This window comes from Mesorhizobium japonicum MAFF 303099, from assembly GCF_000009625.1.
Taxonomy (GTDB): Bacteria; Pseudomonadota; Alphaproteobacteria; order Rhizobiales; family Rhizobiaceae; genus Mesorhizobium; species Mesorhizobium japonicum.
In genome coordinates, this window is sequence record NC_002678.2 from 159,739 (window position 1) to 174,589 (window position 14,851).

Consider the following 14,851-nt stretch of genomic DNA (forward strand, 5'->3'; position numbering starts at 1 on the left):
GTCCCAACAATGGGAGCACTAGCATGAACTGGAAACTGACCGCGGCGGCCGCCGGGCTGTCGCTGCTCGCCGCAACCGGCGTTGCCCGCGCCGATGGCGAACTCAACATCTACAATTGGGGCAACTACACCAGCCCGGACCTCATCAAGAAGTTCGAGGACACCTACAAGGTCAAGGTCACCGTCACCGACTATGATTCCAATGACACCGCATTGGCCAAGGTCCGCCAGGGCGCGTCCGGCTATGACATCGTCGTGCCGTCGGCCAGCGTCGTGCCGGTCTGGATCAGCGAAGGTCTGCTCCTGGAGACCGACCCTAACAAGATGGAGAATTTCAAGAATGTCGATCCGCGATGGGCCGACGTTCCCTTCGATCCAGGCCGCAAATACACTGTTCCATGGCAGTGGGGCACGACAGGCATTTCGGTGAACAAGTCGGTGTATTCCGGCGACCCGAACACCTCGGCGATTTTCCTCGACCCGCCGCCGGAGCTTGTCGGCAAGATCAATGTCGTGCCCGAAATGGGGGACATCATGTTCCTCGCCATCGCTTATGAAGGCGGTAAATATTGCACCAACGATATGCAGGTGCTGAAAAAGGTGCACGACAAGCTGGTCGAGGCGAAGGCGAAATGGCTCTCGCTCGACTACGCGGCCGTAGACGGCCTGGGCCGGGGCGACATTGCCGCCGGCGTCAACTGGAACGGCATATCGCTGCGCGAGCGGCTGCAGAACAACAAGATCGTCTACGGCTATCCCAAGGAAGGCTTTCCGATCTGGATGGACAATGTCGCCGTCCTCAAGGACGCCAAGAATGTCGAGAACGCCAAGCTGTTCCAGAACTTCATCATGGACCCGAAGAACGCGGCGATGATCTCGGCTTTCGCCCGCTACGCCAACGGCATCAAGGGCTCCGAGGCTTTCATGCCGGACGACATGAAGACGGCGCCGGAAGTGGACGTTCCGGCTGAATTTGCCGCCAAGGGCCAGTTCATGCCGGCCTGTCCATCGGATGTGCAGGCGCTCTACACGAAGATCTGGACCGACCTCCAGAAATAGCGTCGCCGGACCACCCAACCAATAGCCACCGGACCGCGACGCGCGGTCCGGCAACCCTTCATGCCAGGTGCGGTCTCGCGATCGCGGGAGATTTCCGATGTCCGATCTCGACCTTTGCTACATGCCGGCCCATGAGGCGCTGCGGCTGTTCAAGGCGAAGAAACTCTCGCCTGTCGAATTGATGCAGGCCACTATTCGCCGCGCCGAAGCCACCAGATCGTCGATCAACTGCTTCACCTTCACGCATTTCGAAGAGGCGATGAAGCTGGCCGCCAGGGCCGAGGCGAAATACGCCAGGGGCGCCAGGGCCGGCGCGCTCGAAGGCCTGCCGATCGGCATCAAGGACGAGAGCTACATCAAGGGCAAGCCGACCTCGCATGGCTCGCTGCTGTCCAGGGATGCAATAGGCGGCCACACCTCGACGATGAACGAGCGCATCATGAAGGCCGGCGGCATCGTGCATGCCCGCACGGCGACACCCGAGTTCAGCTGCGCGGGCTATACCTGGTCGAAGCGGTGGGGCGTCACCCGCAACCCGTGGAATCCAGACTTCACGCCGGGCGGTTCGTCGGGTGGTGCTGCGGCAACGCTCGCTTCCGGAACATCATCGATCGCCACCGGTTCGGACATTGCCGGATCGATCCGCATTCCCGCCTCAGCCTGCGGTCTCGTCGGCTACAAGCCGCCTTACGGCCGCAATCCCGATGAGCCGCCCTTCAACCTCGATTTCTACTGCCACACCGGGCCGCTGGCGCGAAACGTCAGGGATGCGATCCTGCTGCAGAACGTCATGGCCGGACCGAGCCCACTCGACATCGCCACGCTGCGTCCCAAATTACGCCTGCCGTTCGACTTCAAGCCGATCAAAGGCTGGAGAATAGCCTTTTCCATGGACCTCGGCTCCTTCGAGGTGGACCCTGACGTGCGCAAGAACACGCTCGCCGCCTGCGATGTGTTCCGTTCGCTCGGCGCCACGGTCGAGGAAGTCGATCTTGGCTGGGATGATGGGGTGCTCAAGGCCGGGATGGCCTATCTCGAGCACCTGTTCGGCGCGTCGCTGTCGCAACTGCTCGCGGAGCACGCCAAAGACATGACCAGCTATGCCCGGCGGTTTGCCGAGGATGGGCGAAAGTCCAAGGCCACCGACTTTGTGGCGACGCTGGATGTGGCGGCCAGGATGTACCAGACGCTCGGTCCGCTGCTGGAGACCTACGATGTGCTGATCTGCCCGACAAACGCGCTGCCCGCGGTGCCGGCGGAGTTCGACCAGACCACGGACAGGGTCGAAATCAACGGCACAGAGGTGAACCCCTCGCTGGGCTGGGTGATGACGACGCCGTTCAACATGCTGAGCCGTTGCCCGGTTCTGTCCATACCGTCGGGCCACGCCGCCAGCGGCGTGCCGACAGGCATCCAGATCGTCGGCCGCACCTATAGCGACGCCGATGTCTTTCGGGCCGGGCTGGCCTATGAAACGGCCCGGGGGCAATGGTATGGGGACACCGGGACACGCCCGTCGCTCTGAGTCATTCCGGGATCAGCCGGCGTGGCATATGTAGCAAGGCAATCTGTGCGGCGGGATATGTCCGCCGCGGGTCCGAAAGGCCTGACGAACATGGCGCAACGCAAGACAACCGCGAAGCCGGAGAAACGCAAGGTCGTGACCAAGGGCGCGGCAAACGATGCCGCGCCGCCCAAGGACCGTCGGCGCGAGCGCGGCGAAGCGAGCGTACAGCGCATCATCGACGCCACCATCGAGCTCATCGCCGAGGAGGGCCTGGCAAGCCTTACCATGCAGCGCATCGCCGAACATGTCGGCTCGTCCAACGCGCTGGTCGTCTTTCATTTCCGCAGCAAGGAAAACCTGTTCCGCGCCGTGCTGCAGTATCTCAGCGATCAGTATGACGCGCTGTGGATCACCCTGGTGCGGGCGCCCGGCCTGTCTCCGGTCGAAAGGCTGCTCGGTGCCGTCGATTGTGCGCAGCGTTTCGCCCGGCAGCATCCGAAATGGGTGTCGGTCTTTGTCGTGTTCTCGAGTGACCGCAAGAGCATGCAGATCTACAACGAAATCGGCCTGCCGAGCGATCTTGCCTACACCGCCGAAGCGCGCGAACTGCTGATCGAGATTTCGCGCAGCGGCGGCTATGCCGGTGTCGACATCAACACCTTGTCGGAGAGCCTGAATTATCTGGTTCACGGCGCATGGTACTGGGACCACCTGAACCCTTCAAGCCGTGACACCAATGTGCTGCGCAAGACCATGCTGCTCCTGCTGCACCAGGCATTTCCGCGGCATTTTGAACTGATGCCGTAGCTGTTCTCAGGGCCGCTGCCGCAGATGGCAGCCGGCCCGGCGTTTCTGCGCCAGATACTCGTCGATCAGCTGGCGATAGCGCACCTTACCGAAGCTCGGGAAATGGCCACCATGCACGACAGAGACGTCAAGCTCGCGCATGGCGAGCAGCGTCGCCATGTAGTCTGGAATATCCGAATGGTAGACGTCGTCGATCAGCGGGCCGTCATAGATGATATCGCCGGACAACAGTATGCCGGTCTTCTTTTCGTAGAGCGCGATGCCGCCGGGTGAATGGCCCGGTGTGTGTATGACCTCGAAGGCGCGGTCGCCGAGATCGACGACGTCACCATGGTCGAGCAGGCGGTCGGCCGGGGCAGGCAGGATCCGGTAGCGGGAGGACTCCCAGCCTTGCGGCAATCCATCGAACATATCGTCGGTCGCATAGCGGTCAGCCACCGTCCATTCGTTGCGCGGATCGGCGAGGATTTTTGCTTCCGCCGGGTGCACGCCGCGGTCGGGAAATTCGTGATGACAGCCAATATGGTCGAAATGCGTATGGCTGGCGACGCAGGTCAGCTTGCGTTCCGTGACCAGCGGCACATGTGTGCGCAGGCTGAAATGGCCGAGGCCGGTGTCGAACAGAAGGTCGCGGTCGCGGCCGCGCACATGCCAGATGTTGCAACGGAAGAACGGCTTGATCCACGGCTCGTGGATCAGCGTGACGCCGTCGGCCATACGGATGGTCTCGTACCAGCCTGGTGCGTCGATGACCGCAAGAGATCCCATTTCAGTCCGCCAAAACGATGATCTGGTCGGTATCGCACGAAACGGCAAGCGTGTCGCCGGGCTGGACGGTGGCGGACGCCGGCAGCTTGGCGATGAACTGCAGTGAGGGGTCTTCGACGGAGACGGCAAGCACGCGTTTGAAACTGCCCTGGAAGACGACATCGCTCACTTTCGCCATGCCGAGGCTTGCGGTTCCGGCGGTCCCGCCGAGCATGAGATGCTCCGGCCGGATGGCCAGTGCGACGGCCGAACCGACAGGCAAGGCGCTGCGCACCAAAACCGGGCCGGCCGGCGTCGTGACCGTGCTTGTCCTGTCCCTGGTCTCTGCCACCCTGCCGGCAAGGATCGTGCTTTCGCCCATGAAGGTCGCCGAGAAACGCGTCGCCGGCCTGGCGTAGACGCGTTCGGGCGGGCCTTCGTCCTCGATGCGGCCGTCATTCATCACCACGCAATGGTCGGCCAGCGCCATCGCCTCTTCCTGGTCGTGGGTGACGTGGATGAAGGCGGTGCCGACGCGCTTCTGGATCGCCTTCAGCTCGTCCTGCATCTGCCGGCGCAATTTCAGATCAAGCGCGCCGAGCGGCTCGTCGAGCAGCAGCACCGCCGGCTCGATGACCAGCGCCCGCGCCAGCGCCACGCGCTGCCTTTGCCCGCCGGAGAGCTGGTGCGGCTTCTTGTCGAAGGCGGAGGCCAGCCCCACAAGTGCCAGTGCCTCGCGCGCCTTTGCGGCCCGCGTCGCGCCGTCGACGCCCTGCATCCGCAGCCCAAAGCCGACATTGCCGCCGACGCTCATATGCGGGAACAGTGCATAATCCTGGAACACGGTCGTCGTCGGGCGCCTGGCAGGCGCCACCGTGGTGCAATCCTCGCCGCGGATGAACACCTTGCCTTCACTGGGCGTGACGAAGCCGCCCAGGATGGACAACAGCGTCGTCTTGCCCGAGCCCGACGGCCCAAGCAGGATGGTGTAGCTGCCGGGCTCGATGCGCAGCGACACGTTCTTCAGCACGGCCAGCTGCCCGAAACGGTGCGAGACCGCGCGGATGTCGACTAGAGGCGCGGTCATGTCTTTCTCCGGCGCAGCAATGTCAGTTCGAACAGCACGACCAGCACGATGGAAACGGCGAAGACCAGCGAGCCGACCGCGTTGGTCTTGGGATTGAGGCCCGAGCGCAGCAGGTTCCAGATCTCCACCGGCAGCGTGGTGTCGAAGCGGGTCAGCAGGAACGAAATCACGAACTCGTCCCAGGAGAAGGTCATCGACAGGAAAAAGCCGGCGAAGATGGCCGGCGCCATGACCGGCACGGTGATCAAGAGCAGCACCTTCCATTCCGGCGCGCCGAGGTCGCGCGCGGCGCGCTCGATGTTGATCTGGTGGTCGCCCATCTGGCTGTAGATGATGGCAAAGCATAGCGGCAGGTTGATCACGACATGGCCGATGCCGGCGGCAAGCAGCGATTTCGGCACGCCGGCCCAGTTGAACAGCACCAGCAGGCCCATGCCGATGATGAGATAGCTGACCGTCAGCGGCAGCGTGATCAGGCCGCGCAGCAGGCCGGAGCCCGGCAGCACGAAGCGGGCGAAACCCCAGGCCGAGAGGAAGCCTAGCGTGACGGCGGCGGCGGAGGAGATTGACGCGACCAGCAGAGAATTGACCAGCGCCGAGGTCAGCCTGACATCGGAGAGCACCGCGTCGTACCAGCGCAGCGACGGGCCGGTGAAGGGCGGAATGGGGAAGGAAGTCGCCTGCAGCGAGAACAGCACCAGCACGACAACAGGCAGGAAGATGAAGCCGTAGACGGTAAGCGCGTAGAGCCAGGAAACGACACGGACCAACTGGCGCATCTCAGGCCCGCTCGATCTTCAGCCAGCGGGCGCAGGCGAGGTAGGCGACAGTGACGACCGCCATAAGGATGATCGACAGCGCCGAGGCCAGCGGAAAATCGCCACGCCGGCCGATCTGCATCATCACCAACTGCGGCATCAAAAGCTCATTGTTGCCGCCCAGAATCTGCGGCGTGATGTAGTCGCCGATGCACAGCACGAAGGTGAGGAAGGCACCGACCATGATGCCGGGCAAGGTCAGCGGCAGGATGACATGCAGGAAGGTGCGCACCGGCCCGGCGCCGAGATCGGCGGCGGCCTTGCGGTAGCTCGGGCTGAGCTGCTTGAGGTTGGCGAAAATGGTCAGCGTCAGGAGCATGACGAAGAAGTGCACGAAGCCGGTGACGGTGGCCAGGCGCGTGTTGGCAAGCTGCAGCGGCTCGGCGATGAGACCGGAACCGGTGAGCGCGCGGTTGATGACGCCGTTCTGCGCCAGCACCAGCAGCCAGGAATAGGAGCGCACGACATAGGAGGTCCAGAACGGCAGTACGGCCAGCATCAGCGCCAGCCGCTGCCAGCGTTCCGGTACCTGCTCAGCGAGGATCCAGGCGAAGGGATAGGCAAGCAGCACCGAGAGCAAGGTGACAATCGCCGTCACCTGCAGCGAGTTCACCATCGCCTGCCAGTAGGAAGGGTTGGTGAAGAACTGGCTATAGTTGGAAAGCGTGAAGCCGCCGCCCTCATGCGCCGTCAGGCTCGAAAACCCCATGGCGATGAAAGGCAGCACGAAGAACAACAACGTCCAGCCGAGCGCCGGTGTCACCAGCGCCCAGGGCAAGGCGCGGCCCGCCCGGGGCAGGGCATTTCCGCTGTTACCGTTTGAACTCACGAGCGGTATCAGCTCACTTCGCCTGCAGCATTTCGGTCCACATATCCTGCATCTTCTTGTCGAGATCGGCGTTCGGCGCGGGATAGGCTTGCGCACGGGCGAGGAAGCCCGGCTGCTCGTCGAAGCGCAGGACCTTTTTCTGGTCGTCGGTCAGCGCCGCCTTGCTGTTGGCGGGCATGCCCCAATAGCAGGACGAGGTGGCAAGACGCGCCTGGCCCTCGGGGCTCATAATGTACTGGATGAATTTCAGCGCCAGATCCTTGTTCTTGGACGCCTTGAACATGGCCAGCGACTGCGACCACAGCACCGCGCCCTCCTTGGGGATGGAGAAGTCGAGCGCCGGGTTCTCCTTGGCCAGCCCCGCCGTCACCCATTCGCCGCCGCCGACCAATATGTCGACCTCGCCGGTAGCAAGCGCGGTCTGGCTGGCGGTGACTTCGCCGACCAGCTTAGCGTTGGCCTTCATCTTGAGCAGCTCGGCCTTGAGGGCGGGCAGGTCGGCTTCGGTCAGATCGGCCGTCTTCTTGCCGATGGCGAGTGCCGCCATGCCGATGACCGGCAGGTAATAGTCGTAGATGGCGACCTTGCCCTTGTATTTATCGCTGGTCAGCGACGCCAGGGACTGCATGTCGGCCGGGTCGACCTTGGTCTTGTTGAAGCCGATCGTGTTGTAGCCGAATTTTTCGGTGATGCCGTAGCGCTTGCCGCCGACCACGGTCGAGCCGTCCATCTTCACTTGCGGGAAGAGATCGGCGAGGGGCAGCTTGTCTTCGGGCAGTGGCTCGAACAGGCCCTTTTCGACGCCGCGCGGCACGTCGATGCTATCGATCACCATCACGTCCCAGTCGCCGGGCTGCGACTGTTCGACGATGGCCAGGCCAGCACCGGTGCCTTCGAACTCCTTGACGTTGACCTTGACGTTGTTGGCTTCCTCGAAGGGCTGCAACAGGGCCGGATCGGAATGGTCGCACCAGATCAGCGCGTTGAGATCGGCGGCCTCGGCGAGGCTGCCCACGCCAAGCAGCAGTGCCGTGGCGGCGCAGGCGGCGCGCAGATGGCGCTTCAGGATGGAAAGCGGATTCCCGGATGCGGATTTGACGGACATCGAGTGTTCTCCCTTGCCTTTGTGGCTTCTTGCAAAAAATTGAACCAATTCTAAAATTGAGTCAATTCTGTTTTTGTGGCAAGAGGCTGCTATGAGCGGATTGCGGGCAAGGCAAAAGGCGGACCGGCACAGGCGCATCATCGAGGCGGCGGCAGCACTTTTCCGCGAAGCCGGCTATGAGGGCGCCAAGATCGAGGCGATCGCCGCGCAGGCGGAAGTGTCGATCGGCACGATCTACAATTACTATGAGAACAAGGGCGACATCCTGGGCGCCATCGTCTCGCTGGAGGTCAACGAGGTGCTCAATGCCGGGCGCGGCGTCGTCGCCAGGCCGCCGGCCAATGTCGGCGACGCCCTGGACACGCTGATCGGTATCTATATCGAGCATTCGCTTCACTATCTCAGCAAGGAGATGTGGCGCCAGGCCATGGCGATCTCGACGCAATTGCCCGACAGCCCCTTCGGCCAGGCCTACACCGCGCTCGACCGCTCGCTCACCGAACAGATCCGCGCCCTGATCGCCCGGTTGCAGGAGATCGGCCTGGTGCGCCAGGACATAGACGGCGCGGCACTCGGCGAACTGATCTTCAACAACATGAACATGATGTTCATCGAATTCGTGAAGCGCGACGAGGCCAGGATACCGGAGCTGCGCGCGGCGATACGCCGGCAGAACCGAATTTTGGTGGCGGCGATCGGGGTGTGATTGGGTAGCCTCACCCTGGCAACCGAACTGTCCGGCGAGACTGGTGCCCCCGGACGGGATCGAACCGCCGACCTTCGGTTTACAAAACCAAAAGCGCGTTCAGCACAGCCTTCAAGAGGGTCATGGGCTGTACACCACGCCAGTATGGCCGTGCCGGGAAACCGACTTCATCCTAAAAACGGGGAGGCGCCTGGCCGGCAGGACAGGTTCTGGTTCAGGGTGCAGAAACGAAAACTTTGGTGGGAAATGCTCTCTCCATCACATCCAGGAAAGCGCGAACCTTCGCACCGATAAGCCGTCGCGAACTTTGGAGCGCCCAGATCTCGACAGGCGGACCGGCATCAGTTCCCCAACAAACAAGGCGGCCCGCCTCGATGTCGCCTGCGACAAGAAGCTTCGGAAGCAATGCCGCGCCCGCACCAGCCAGAACGGCATCGCGCACCATCAGCAGAGACGAGAAGCGCAGGATTGGCTCGGGCTTCAAAAGGATTTCGTCCTCAAAATCGAATTTGAGGCGCCAAACCACGTTCAGCGACGTTGCGCTCAGCAAAACGGCCTTTACCGGGCTCGGTCCGCCGCCCGGCGCCGGCTGAGGGCGCGGCATATCCGGCAAGGCAACAATCAGCCGCTCGTCATTGAGAAAACGGCGACCGATGAGCCGTTCATCCGGTGAAGGATCGATCCGGATAACTAGGTCGTAGCCATCCTCGACCGGATCGACCTTGCGATCCTCGGCAACAATCTCAAGCTTCACCTCCGGATAGGCGAGAGCGAAACGGGTGCCGATCATGGGAAGCGCAACATGCGCGAAAACCACGGGAGCGCTCACCCGCAGCCTGCCCCGGGGTGTGGACGCGCCTAGAACAATCGCCTCTCCCGCCTCCGCGATTTCCGCCATCAATCCGTCCGTGCGCTCGTAAAGCGCTCGCCCTTCGTCCGTCAGTCGCAGACTTTGGGATCCACGCTCGATCAGCCTCACGCCAAGGCTATGCTCAAGTTCGTTCACATGGCGCGACAATGTCGCCTTGGATCGGCCGGAGATGCGACCGGCCCGGCCGAAGCCGCCGTGGGCGGCAACGAGATTGAAGTCAGCCAAGGCTTCGAGATCCATGATGTGTTCCAATATTGAGACGAGTTGTTTTGAACATGCCATCTCCCGCTCAAGATTGGAACGTCTATCTTTCCCTGGACACGCACAAACACCACAAGGAGTTTTCACAATGGCTATTTTGGTAACCGGCAGCACCGGGACGATCGGCTCCCAGGTCCTGGCCCACCTGCAGGGGCACAACGTCGAGGTTCGCGCCCTGACACGCTCCCCTGAGACGGCGCAATTTCCTGCTGGCGTGACGGCGGTTCGCGGCGACCTCGCCGATCCGGACTCGGTCCGCGCGGCGCTGCGGGGCGTCAGCACTCTGTTCCTGCTGGCCCCGAATGTCGCCGATGAACTGACGCAGGCCATGCTGACCCTGACGGTCGCCCGCGAGGCGGGCGTCAAAGGCATCGTCTATCTCTCGGTGTTCGGCGGCGACGGCTATGCCGACGTGCCGCATTTTGCGGGCAAGTACACGGTCGAGCGCATGATCGAGGCGCTCGACCTGCCCGCGACGATCCTGCGGCCCGCCTATTTCATCCAGAACGATCTCCGTCAGAAGGACGGGCTTCTGAAGACCGGCGTCTATGGCTCGCCGATTGGCAAGAAAGGCGTCTCGATGGTCGATATCCGCGACATCGGCGAAGCAGCCGCGATCGAACTGCTTCGCCGTGAGCAGGCCGCGACGCCGCTCGGCCGCGAGACCTACGCCTTGGTTGGTCCGGACAGCCTGACCGGCGAAGGTATCGCCACCATCTGGAGGGAGGCGCTCGGCCGCGCGATCCGCCATGGCGGCGACGATCTCGTCGTCATGGAGCAGCGCACGAAGACGATGCTGCCCGCCTGGCATGCGCTCGACCTGCGCCTGATGTTCAGCCGCTATCAGACGGAAGGCGCGGTGGCGACCGCTGACGACATCGAGCGCTTGACCAAACTGCTCGGCCACGCGCCCCGCTCCTATACCGCTTTTGCCAGGGATGCCGCCGCCCAGTGGACGAAGGGCTGAACCCGCACCTTTACCCCCCAACCAAGGAGACCTGCCATGATGACGATCCATCCCCTCTCGCCTGAAGACGCACCAGCGCTGGCCGCGATGCGACAGGCCGCCTCGGCCCACAAGGGTGAGAAACTCGGGCCCGAGGCACGGCCGATGTTCGACGCCATGTTTGCCGCAACACCCGCTGCGGCGGATGTCCAGGTCGAGGCTGCGACGGCCGGAGGCATTGCCGGCTTCTGGCTTCGGCCGGTGAGTGCACGATCGGGCGCGCACATCCTCTATCTTCATGGTGGTGGCTATGTGCTCGGCTCAGCCGGGGCGCTCACCAACTTCGCGGGTCAGATCGCATCACGTGTCGGCGCCGATACCTTTGTCCCTGACTACCGGCTCGCACCCGAACACCCATTCCCGGCAGCCATCGACGATGCGGTCGCCGCCTATCGTGGTCTCGTTGCGGACGGTGCCGAACGGATCGTGGTTGTAGGTGACTCTGCCGGCGGCGGTTTGACGCTGTCGCTGCTGTCGGCCCTCGCTGCCGACAAAACGAACGGCATGGTGCAACCAGTCGGCGCAGCGGTGATGTCGCCCTGGACCGACCTTGCGCTCACCGGTGACAGCCTCGGGACCAGGGCGGAGGCGGACCCGATCTTCACGGGCGGCGTGCTCCAGGGCTTCGCGGACATGTATCTTCAGGGCCAGGATGCGAAGAACCCGAAGGCATCACCGCTCTATGCTCGGCTGAACGGCCTGCCGCCGATCCGGATCGATGTCGGAGATGACGAATTGCTGCTCGCGGATTCCGTGCGCTACGCCGACCGGGCGAGGGCGGCAGGGGTGGAGGTCACGCTGTCGGTCTGGCAGGGCATGCCACATGTCTTCCAGTCTTCCCTCGGCCACTTTCTCGCGGCCGAGCGCTCGGTGGACGCCATCGTTGACTTCCTCCGCCAGCGGCTCGTCGGTACTTCCCCGTCCAACAGCACAGCTTCGGAGGCTTGAAATGAAAATTCTGGTATTGGGCGCCACTGGCGCAACCGGCCGGCTGATCGTCGCTAAGGCCATCGCGGAGGGACACAACGTCGTAGCCCTCGTTCGCTCCAAGGCAAAGGCCAAGGACCTCACCGGCGCCGAGCTCGTCGAAGGCGATGCCCGCGATACCGCCGCGCTAACGCGCGCCATCGCGGGTTGTGACGCCGTCGTCAGTTCATTGGGCACCGCCATGAGCCCGTTCCGGGAGGTGACCTTGCTCTCAACGGCGACGCGCGCGCTGGTCGGCGTTATGGAGCAGCAGAACATCCGTCGGCTGGTGTGCATCACTGGCCTCGGCGCCGGCGACAGCCGCGGCCATGGCGGTTTCTTCTTCGACCGGGTGCTCCTGCCCCTGATGCTGCGTAAGGTCTACGAAGACAAGAACCGCCAGGAAGATGCGATCCGGGCCAGCACGCTCGACTGGACCATTGTCCGGCCGATGGTGCTCAACGACAAGCCGGCGCGTGGTGGCATCAAGGCGCTGACCGACCTTTCAGGCGTCCATGGCGGGACGATCGCCCGAGCCGATGTCGCGGATTTCGTCGTTCAGCAGCTCACCGCGGATACGTGGCTGCGCAAATCGCCCCTGATCACTTGGTAAAGGTCACAAGGGCGTGCCCCTGACTGGATGAATATCCTTGCCGGTCGGCGCACGCAGGCGGCAAGCCTTGCCGCCGAACGATATCCCCACTTCCGAACCCCGAAACTTATGGAGAATTCCAATGACGCGAATACTGTTTGTCGGCCAGAAACCTGAAACAGTTGACTTCTCGGACCCGTCCTTGCCGCCCGGCTTTAATGCCGAAAAGATCAACGCCGGGATCGCTTTGGGCGTTGCGAAGATTGAGGAACGGGGGTGGCAGGGCGATACCTGCATGATCACGCCCGATGCAGCCGGATTTGCTGACCTCAAAAGAGCTCTGGGCGATGGTGCGTATGATTGCGTGGTGATTGGAGGCGGCCTCAGGCTGCCGCCTAAGAGCCTACTGTTGTTCGAAACCGTGGTGAACATCATCCACAAGGCGGCGCCGAACGCCGCGATAGCCTTCAACACGAGACCCGAGGACACCGCAGATGCCGCCGCCCGTCAGCTCCCAACGGGTTGACGGGCAGCGCATCGGCTAATCCTTGATGGCCTGTGAGCGGGGCAGATGGTGCCGGACCAAGAGCGTCTACGCTGGCGAGTCGTAGGTGCCGGGGCTGTTGGGCGTGGCGCGCCACTCGGGCTGACGTTCAGGGTTCGCCTTGGCGAGCGCGCTATGGACGCCCTTGACGCCATAGTCCTTGAGATAGCCCGGCGAGCCCGGCTGCTGACGCCAGGATTCCGCGATAGTGCCGGCATCCACTGCGTCGAAGCCGATCCCGTCGATCAGCGCCATGGCTTTGGACTTGGCCCGGGCGTCATCACCCGCCACCGCCAGAGCGATGCGGTCCGCGGAGCCCGCCGGCTTGGCGCCCGGTAGGAGATGGGTCGCTTCTATCGTGTTGAACGCTTTGACCACCGGACGCCCAAGGTGCTGCTCGACCCATTCGCTTTCGGTGTTAGCGTCCTCAATTCCGTCCAGATGACCGTCGCGCTGTTGTGGATAGTAGTTGGTCGTGTCGATGACGACGACGTCGGCTGGGGTGGACGCGAACAGTTCGCGGGGCAGACCAGGGATTTTGATTGTAGGAACGGCGACGACCACGACGTCCTGGCCGCGGACGGCCTCTTCGATCGCAGCGGCCCGCGCGCCGGTTTCCGCCGACAGGCCCGCCAGAGACCCTGGTCCGCGCGAATTGGAGATCGTGACCTCGTGCCCTGCGGCCCGGAAGAGACGGGTGAGTGCGCTGCCGATATTGCCAGCGCCAACAATGCCGATTTTCATGTTTATGCCTTTCGAAGGTGTGGGGATGAGATTGCTTGTGAAGCTATATGACCCCTTGCATTAGATCGATAAATGGCGCCATGAAACCGGCTCTCCCAACCAGGAGTGTGGAATGGATCGTCTCGCCAGCATGACCGCATTCGTAAAGGCGGCAGAAAGCGGCTCCTTTGCAGCGACGGCATCGGCGCTCGGCATCTCACCGCAGATGGTGGCCAAGCACGTCACCTATCTGGAGGCACGTTTGGGCGCACGCCTGCTCAACCGCACAACCCGAAAGCAAAGCCTGACGGTGATCGGCAAGTCCTACTACGATCGGTGCAAAGTGGCGCTGGCCGAGGTCGACTGGGCGGATGCAATTGCTGATGAGGCCAGGGGCAAACCGCGAGGGCTCTTGCGCGTCAACGCGGCGGTTTCATTCGGAGCTCACTGCGTGACACCTGTGGTCGCACGATATTTGAGCAGCCACCCCAGTGTCGATGTCGACCTGGTTCTCAACGACCGCTTTGTCGACCTTATCGACGACGGGTTTGAGGCGGTGTTCCGGATCGGTCCTCTCGGGGAGTCTAACCTCGGGGCGATAGAGCTCGCACCCTTTCAGACGATTGCCTGCGGGTCGCCTGCATACCTTAAAGAACGAGGGATGCCCTCGATCGTATCGGATCTGGTCAATCATGAATGCCTGCTCTTCGGCAACTGGCCCGAACCAACGTTCAGCGATTGGCTCTTTGTACGGGACGGTCTCACCTCCAAGGCCTCAGTCCACGGCCGTCTCAAGGTCAACAACCCCGCTTCATTGCTGGAGGCGGCGCTCGCAGGTTTCGGCTTGGCGTTGATCGGAGAAGAGGCGGTGCGCACGCACCTCGCGACCGGGCGGCTCGTCCGAGTGTTGCCGAACTACGAAACGCCTCCGCGTCCCATTCACCTGCTGTTTCACCCTGATCGGCGACAAACGCCGAAGCTGAAGACCTTCATCGAAATGGTGGTGGACCAGCTGGGCCGGAATGGTCAGGACGGCCGCAGACGCCAACAGGGAGAATGACCCAGTTTGGATATTCTGCGGCCAGATATCGGTGCCGAAGATTCGTCCGAAAAGGCCGGTCTCCGTTACACAAAATCTTGCACAAACGCTCGGTGGCCCGGTCAGTGGCAGAAGCCGGGATTCCAAAGGGTGCTAAATTGCGCAGGCAAAAGAACGGCTTACGG

General features: G+C 62.8%; 16 protein-coding genes and 1 pseudogene. 10 read left to right on the top strand and 7 right to left on the bottom strand.

Annotated features, from left to right (window positions below; all coding sequences use genetic code 11):
* Positions 1 to 23: 23 nt before the first annotated feature.
* From MAFF_RS01950 to MAFF_RS01960, 3 genes are all read left to right on the top strand, one after another.
* Positions 24 to 1,058 carry an extracellular solute-binding protein gene (locus MAFF_RS01950; RefSeq protein ID WP_010909227.1) on the top strand — a complete coding sequence of 345 codons (1,035 nt, stop codon included), beginning with the start codon at positions 24 to 26 and terminating at the stop codon, positions 1,056 to 1,058.
* Positions 1,059 to 1,155: 97 nt separating this feature from the next.
* Positions 1,156 to 2,583: an amidase gene (locus tag MAFF_RS01955; RefSeq protein ID WP_010909228.1), complete on the top strand. Its 1,428-nt coding sequence runs from the start codon at positions 1,156 to 1,158 to the stop codon at positions 2,581 to 2,583.
* A gap of 90 nt (positions 2,584 to 2,673) precedes the next feature.
* The gene (locus MAFF_RS01960; protein ID WP_044550360.1) at positions 2,674 to 3,372 is read left to right on the top strand and encodes a TetR/AcrR family transcriptional regulator; all 699 of its coding nucleotides are present in this window, start codon (positions 2,674 to 2,676) and stop codon (positions 3,370 to 3,372) included.
* 6 nt (positions 3,373 to 3,378) lie between these two features.
* Here MAFF_RS01960 and MAFF_RS01965 read toward each other — a convergent pair whose 3' ends face one another.
* From MAFF_RS01965 to MAFF_RS01985, 5 genes are read right to left on the bottom strand one after another with little or no spacing between them, the layout of a single operon-like run.
* Positions 3,379 to 4,140, bottom strand: coding sequence for an MBL fold metallo-hydrolase (locus MAFF_RS01965; RefSeq protein ID WP_010909230.1), 762 nt, complete (start codon positions 4,138 to 4,140; stop codon positions 3,379 to 3,381).
* 1 nt (position 4,141) lies between these two features.
* The gene (locus MAFF_RS01970) at positions 4,142 to 5,206 is read right to left on the bottom strand and encodes an ABC transporter ATP-binding protein (RefSeq protein ID WP_010909231.1); all 1,065 of its coding nucleotides are present in this window, start codon (positions 5,204 to 5,206) and stop codon (positions 4,142 to 4,144) included.
* Positions 5,203 to 5,985: an ABC transporter permease gene (locus MAFF_RS01975; RefSeq protein ID WP_010909232.1), complete on the bottom strand. Its 783-nt coding sequence runs from the start codon at positions 5,983 to 5,985 to the stop codon at positions 5,203 to 5,205. Before MAFF_RS01975 ends, MAFF_RS01970 begins: the two co-directional genes overlap by 4 nt.
* Position 5,986: 1 nt before the next feature.
* On the bottom strand, positions 5,987 to 6,853 hold the full coding sequence (locus MAFF_RS01980; protein ID WP_044547494.1) for an ABC transporter permease: 867 nt from the start codon (positions 6,851 to 6,853) through the stop codon (positions 5,987 to 5,989).
* 13 nt (positions 6,854 to 6,866) lie between these two features.
* A complete protein-coding gene (locus tag MAFF_RS01985; RefSeq protein WP_010909234.1) occupies positions 6,867 to 7,958 on the bottom strand; it encodes a polyamine ABC transporter substrate-binding protein in 1,092 nt (363 codons plus the stop codon).
* A 91-nt stretch (positions 7,959 to 8,049) separates the two neighbouring features.
* On the opposite strand from MAFF_RS01985, the gene MAFF_RS01990 reads away from it, so the two are divergent.
* Together MAFF_RS01990 and MAFF_RS40475 are read left to right on the top strand one after the other, a co-directional pair.
* Positions 8,050 to 8,664: a TetR/AcrR family transcriptional regulator gene (locus MAFF_RS01990; protein WP_010909235.1), complete on the top strand. Its 615-nt coding sequence runs from the start codon at positions 8,050 to 8,052 to the stop codon at positions 8,662 to 8,664.
* A gap of 80 nt (positions 8,665 to 8,744) precedes the next feature.
* A pseudogene (locus MAFF_RS40475) lies at positions 8,745 to 8,840 on the top strand (helix-turn-helix domain-containing protein); the annotation flags it as partial.
* 38 nt (positions 8,841 to 8,878) lie between these two features.
* On the opposite strand, the gene MAFF_RS01995 reads toward MAFF_RS40475, so the two are convergent.
* On the bottom strand, positions 8,879 to 9,775 hold the full coding sequence (locus MAFF_RS01995) for a LysR family transcriptional regulator (protein WP_010909236.1): 897 nt from the start codon (positions 9,773 to 9,775) through the stop codon (positions 8,879 to 8,881).
* A 109-nt stretch (positions 9,776 to 9,884) separates the two neighbouring features.
* Between MAFF_RS01995 and MAFF_RS02000 the strand changes: the two genes are divergently transcribed.
* The 4 genes from MAFF_RS02000 (at position 9,885) to MAFF_RS02015 (ending at position 12,886) form a co-directional block, all read left to right on the top strand.
* Positions 9,885 to 10,763 (top strand): NmrA/HSCARG family protein, encoded by an 879-nt coding sequence (locus tag MAFF_RS02000; RefSeq protein ID WP_010909237.1) that lies wholly within the window; start codon positions 9,885 to 9,887, stop codon positions 10,761 to 10,763.
* 36 nt (positions 10,764 to 10,799) lie between these two features.
* Entirely contained in the window at positions 10,800 to 11,750 is a 951-nt protein-coding gene (locus MAFF_RS02005; protein WP_010909238.1) for an alpha/beta hydrolase, read from the top strand.
* Between the two features lies 1 nt (position 11,751).
* A complete protein-coding gene (locus MAFF_RS02010; protein WP_010909239.1) occupies positions 11,752 to 12,381 on the top strand; it encodes an SDR family oxidoreductase in 630 nt (209 codons plus the stop codon).
* A gap of 121 nt (positions 12,382 to 12,502) precedes the next feature.
* The gene (locus tag MAFF_RS02015) at positions 12,503 to 12,886 is read left to right on the top strand and encodes a hypothetical protein (RefSeq protein ID WP_010909240.1); all 384 of its coding nucleotides are present in this window, start codon (positions 12,503 to 12,505) and stop codon (positions 12,884 to 12,886) included.
* A gap of 66 nt (positions 12,887 to 12,952) precedes the next feature.
* Here the strand turns inward: MAFF_RS02015 and MAFF_RS02020 are convergent, their stop codons facing one another.
* Positions 12,953 to 13,648 (bottom strand): NADPH-dependent F420 reductase, encoded by a 696-nt coding sequence (locus MAFF_RS02020; protein WP_010909241.1) that lies wholly within the window; start codon positions 13,646 to 13,648, stop codon positions 12,953 to 12,955.
* A gap of 112 nt (positions 13,649 to 13,760) precedes the next feature.
* On the opposite strand from MAFF_RS02020, the gene MAFF_RS02025 reads away from it, so the two are divergent.
* On the top strand, positions 13,761 to 14,687 hold the full coding sequence (locus MAFF_RS02025; RefSeq protein WP_010909242.1) for a LysR family transcriptional regulator: 927 nt from the start codon (positions 13,761 to 13,763) through the stop codon (positions 14,685 to 14,687).
* Positions 14,688 to 14,851: the final 164 nt, after the last annotated feature.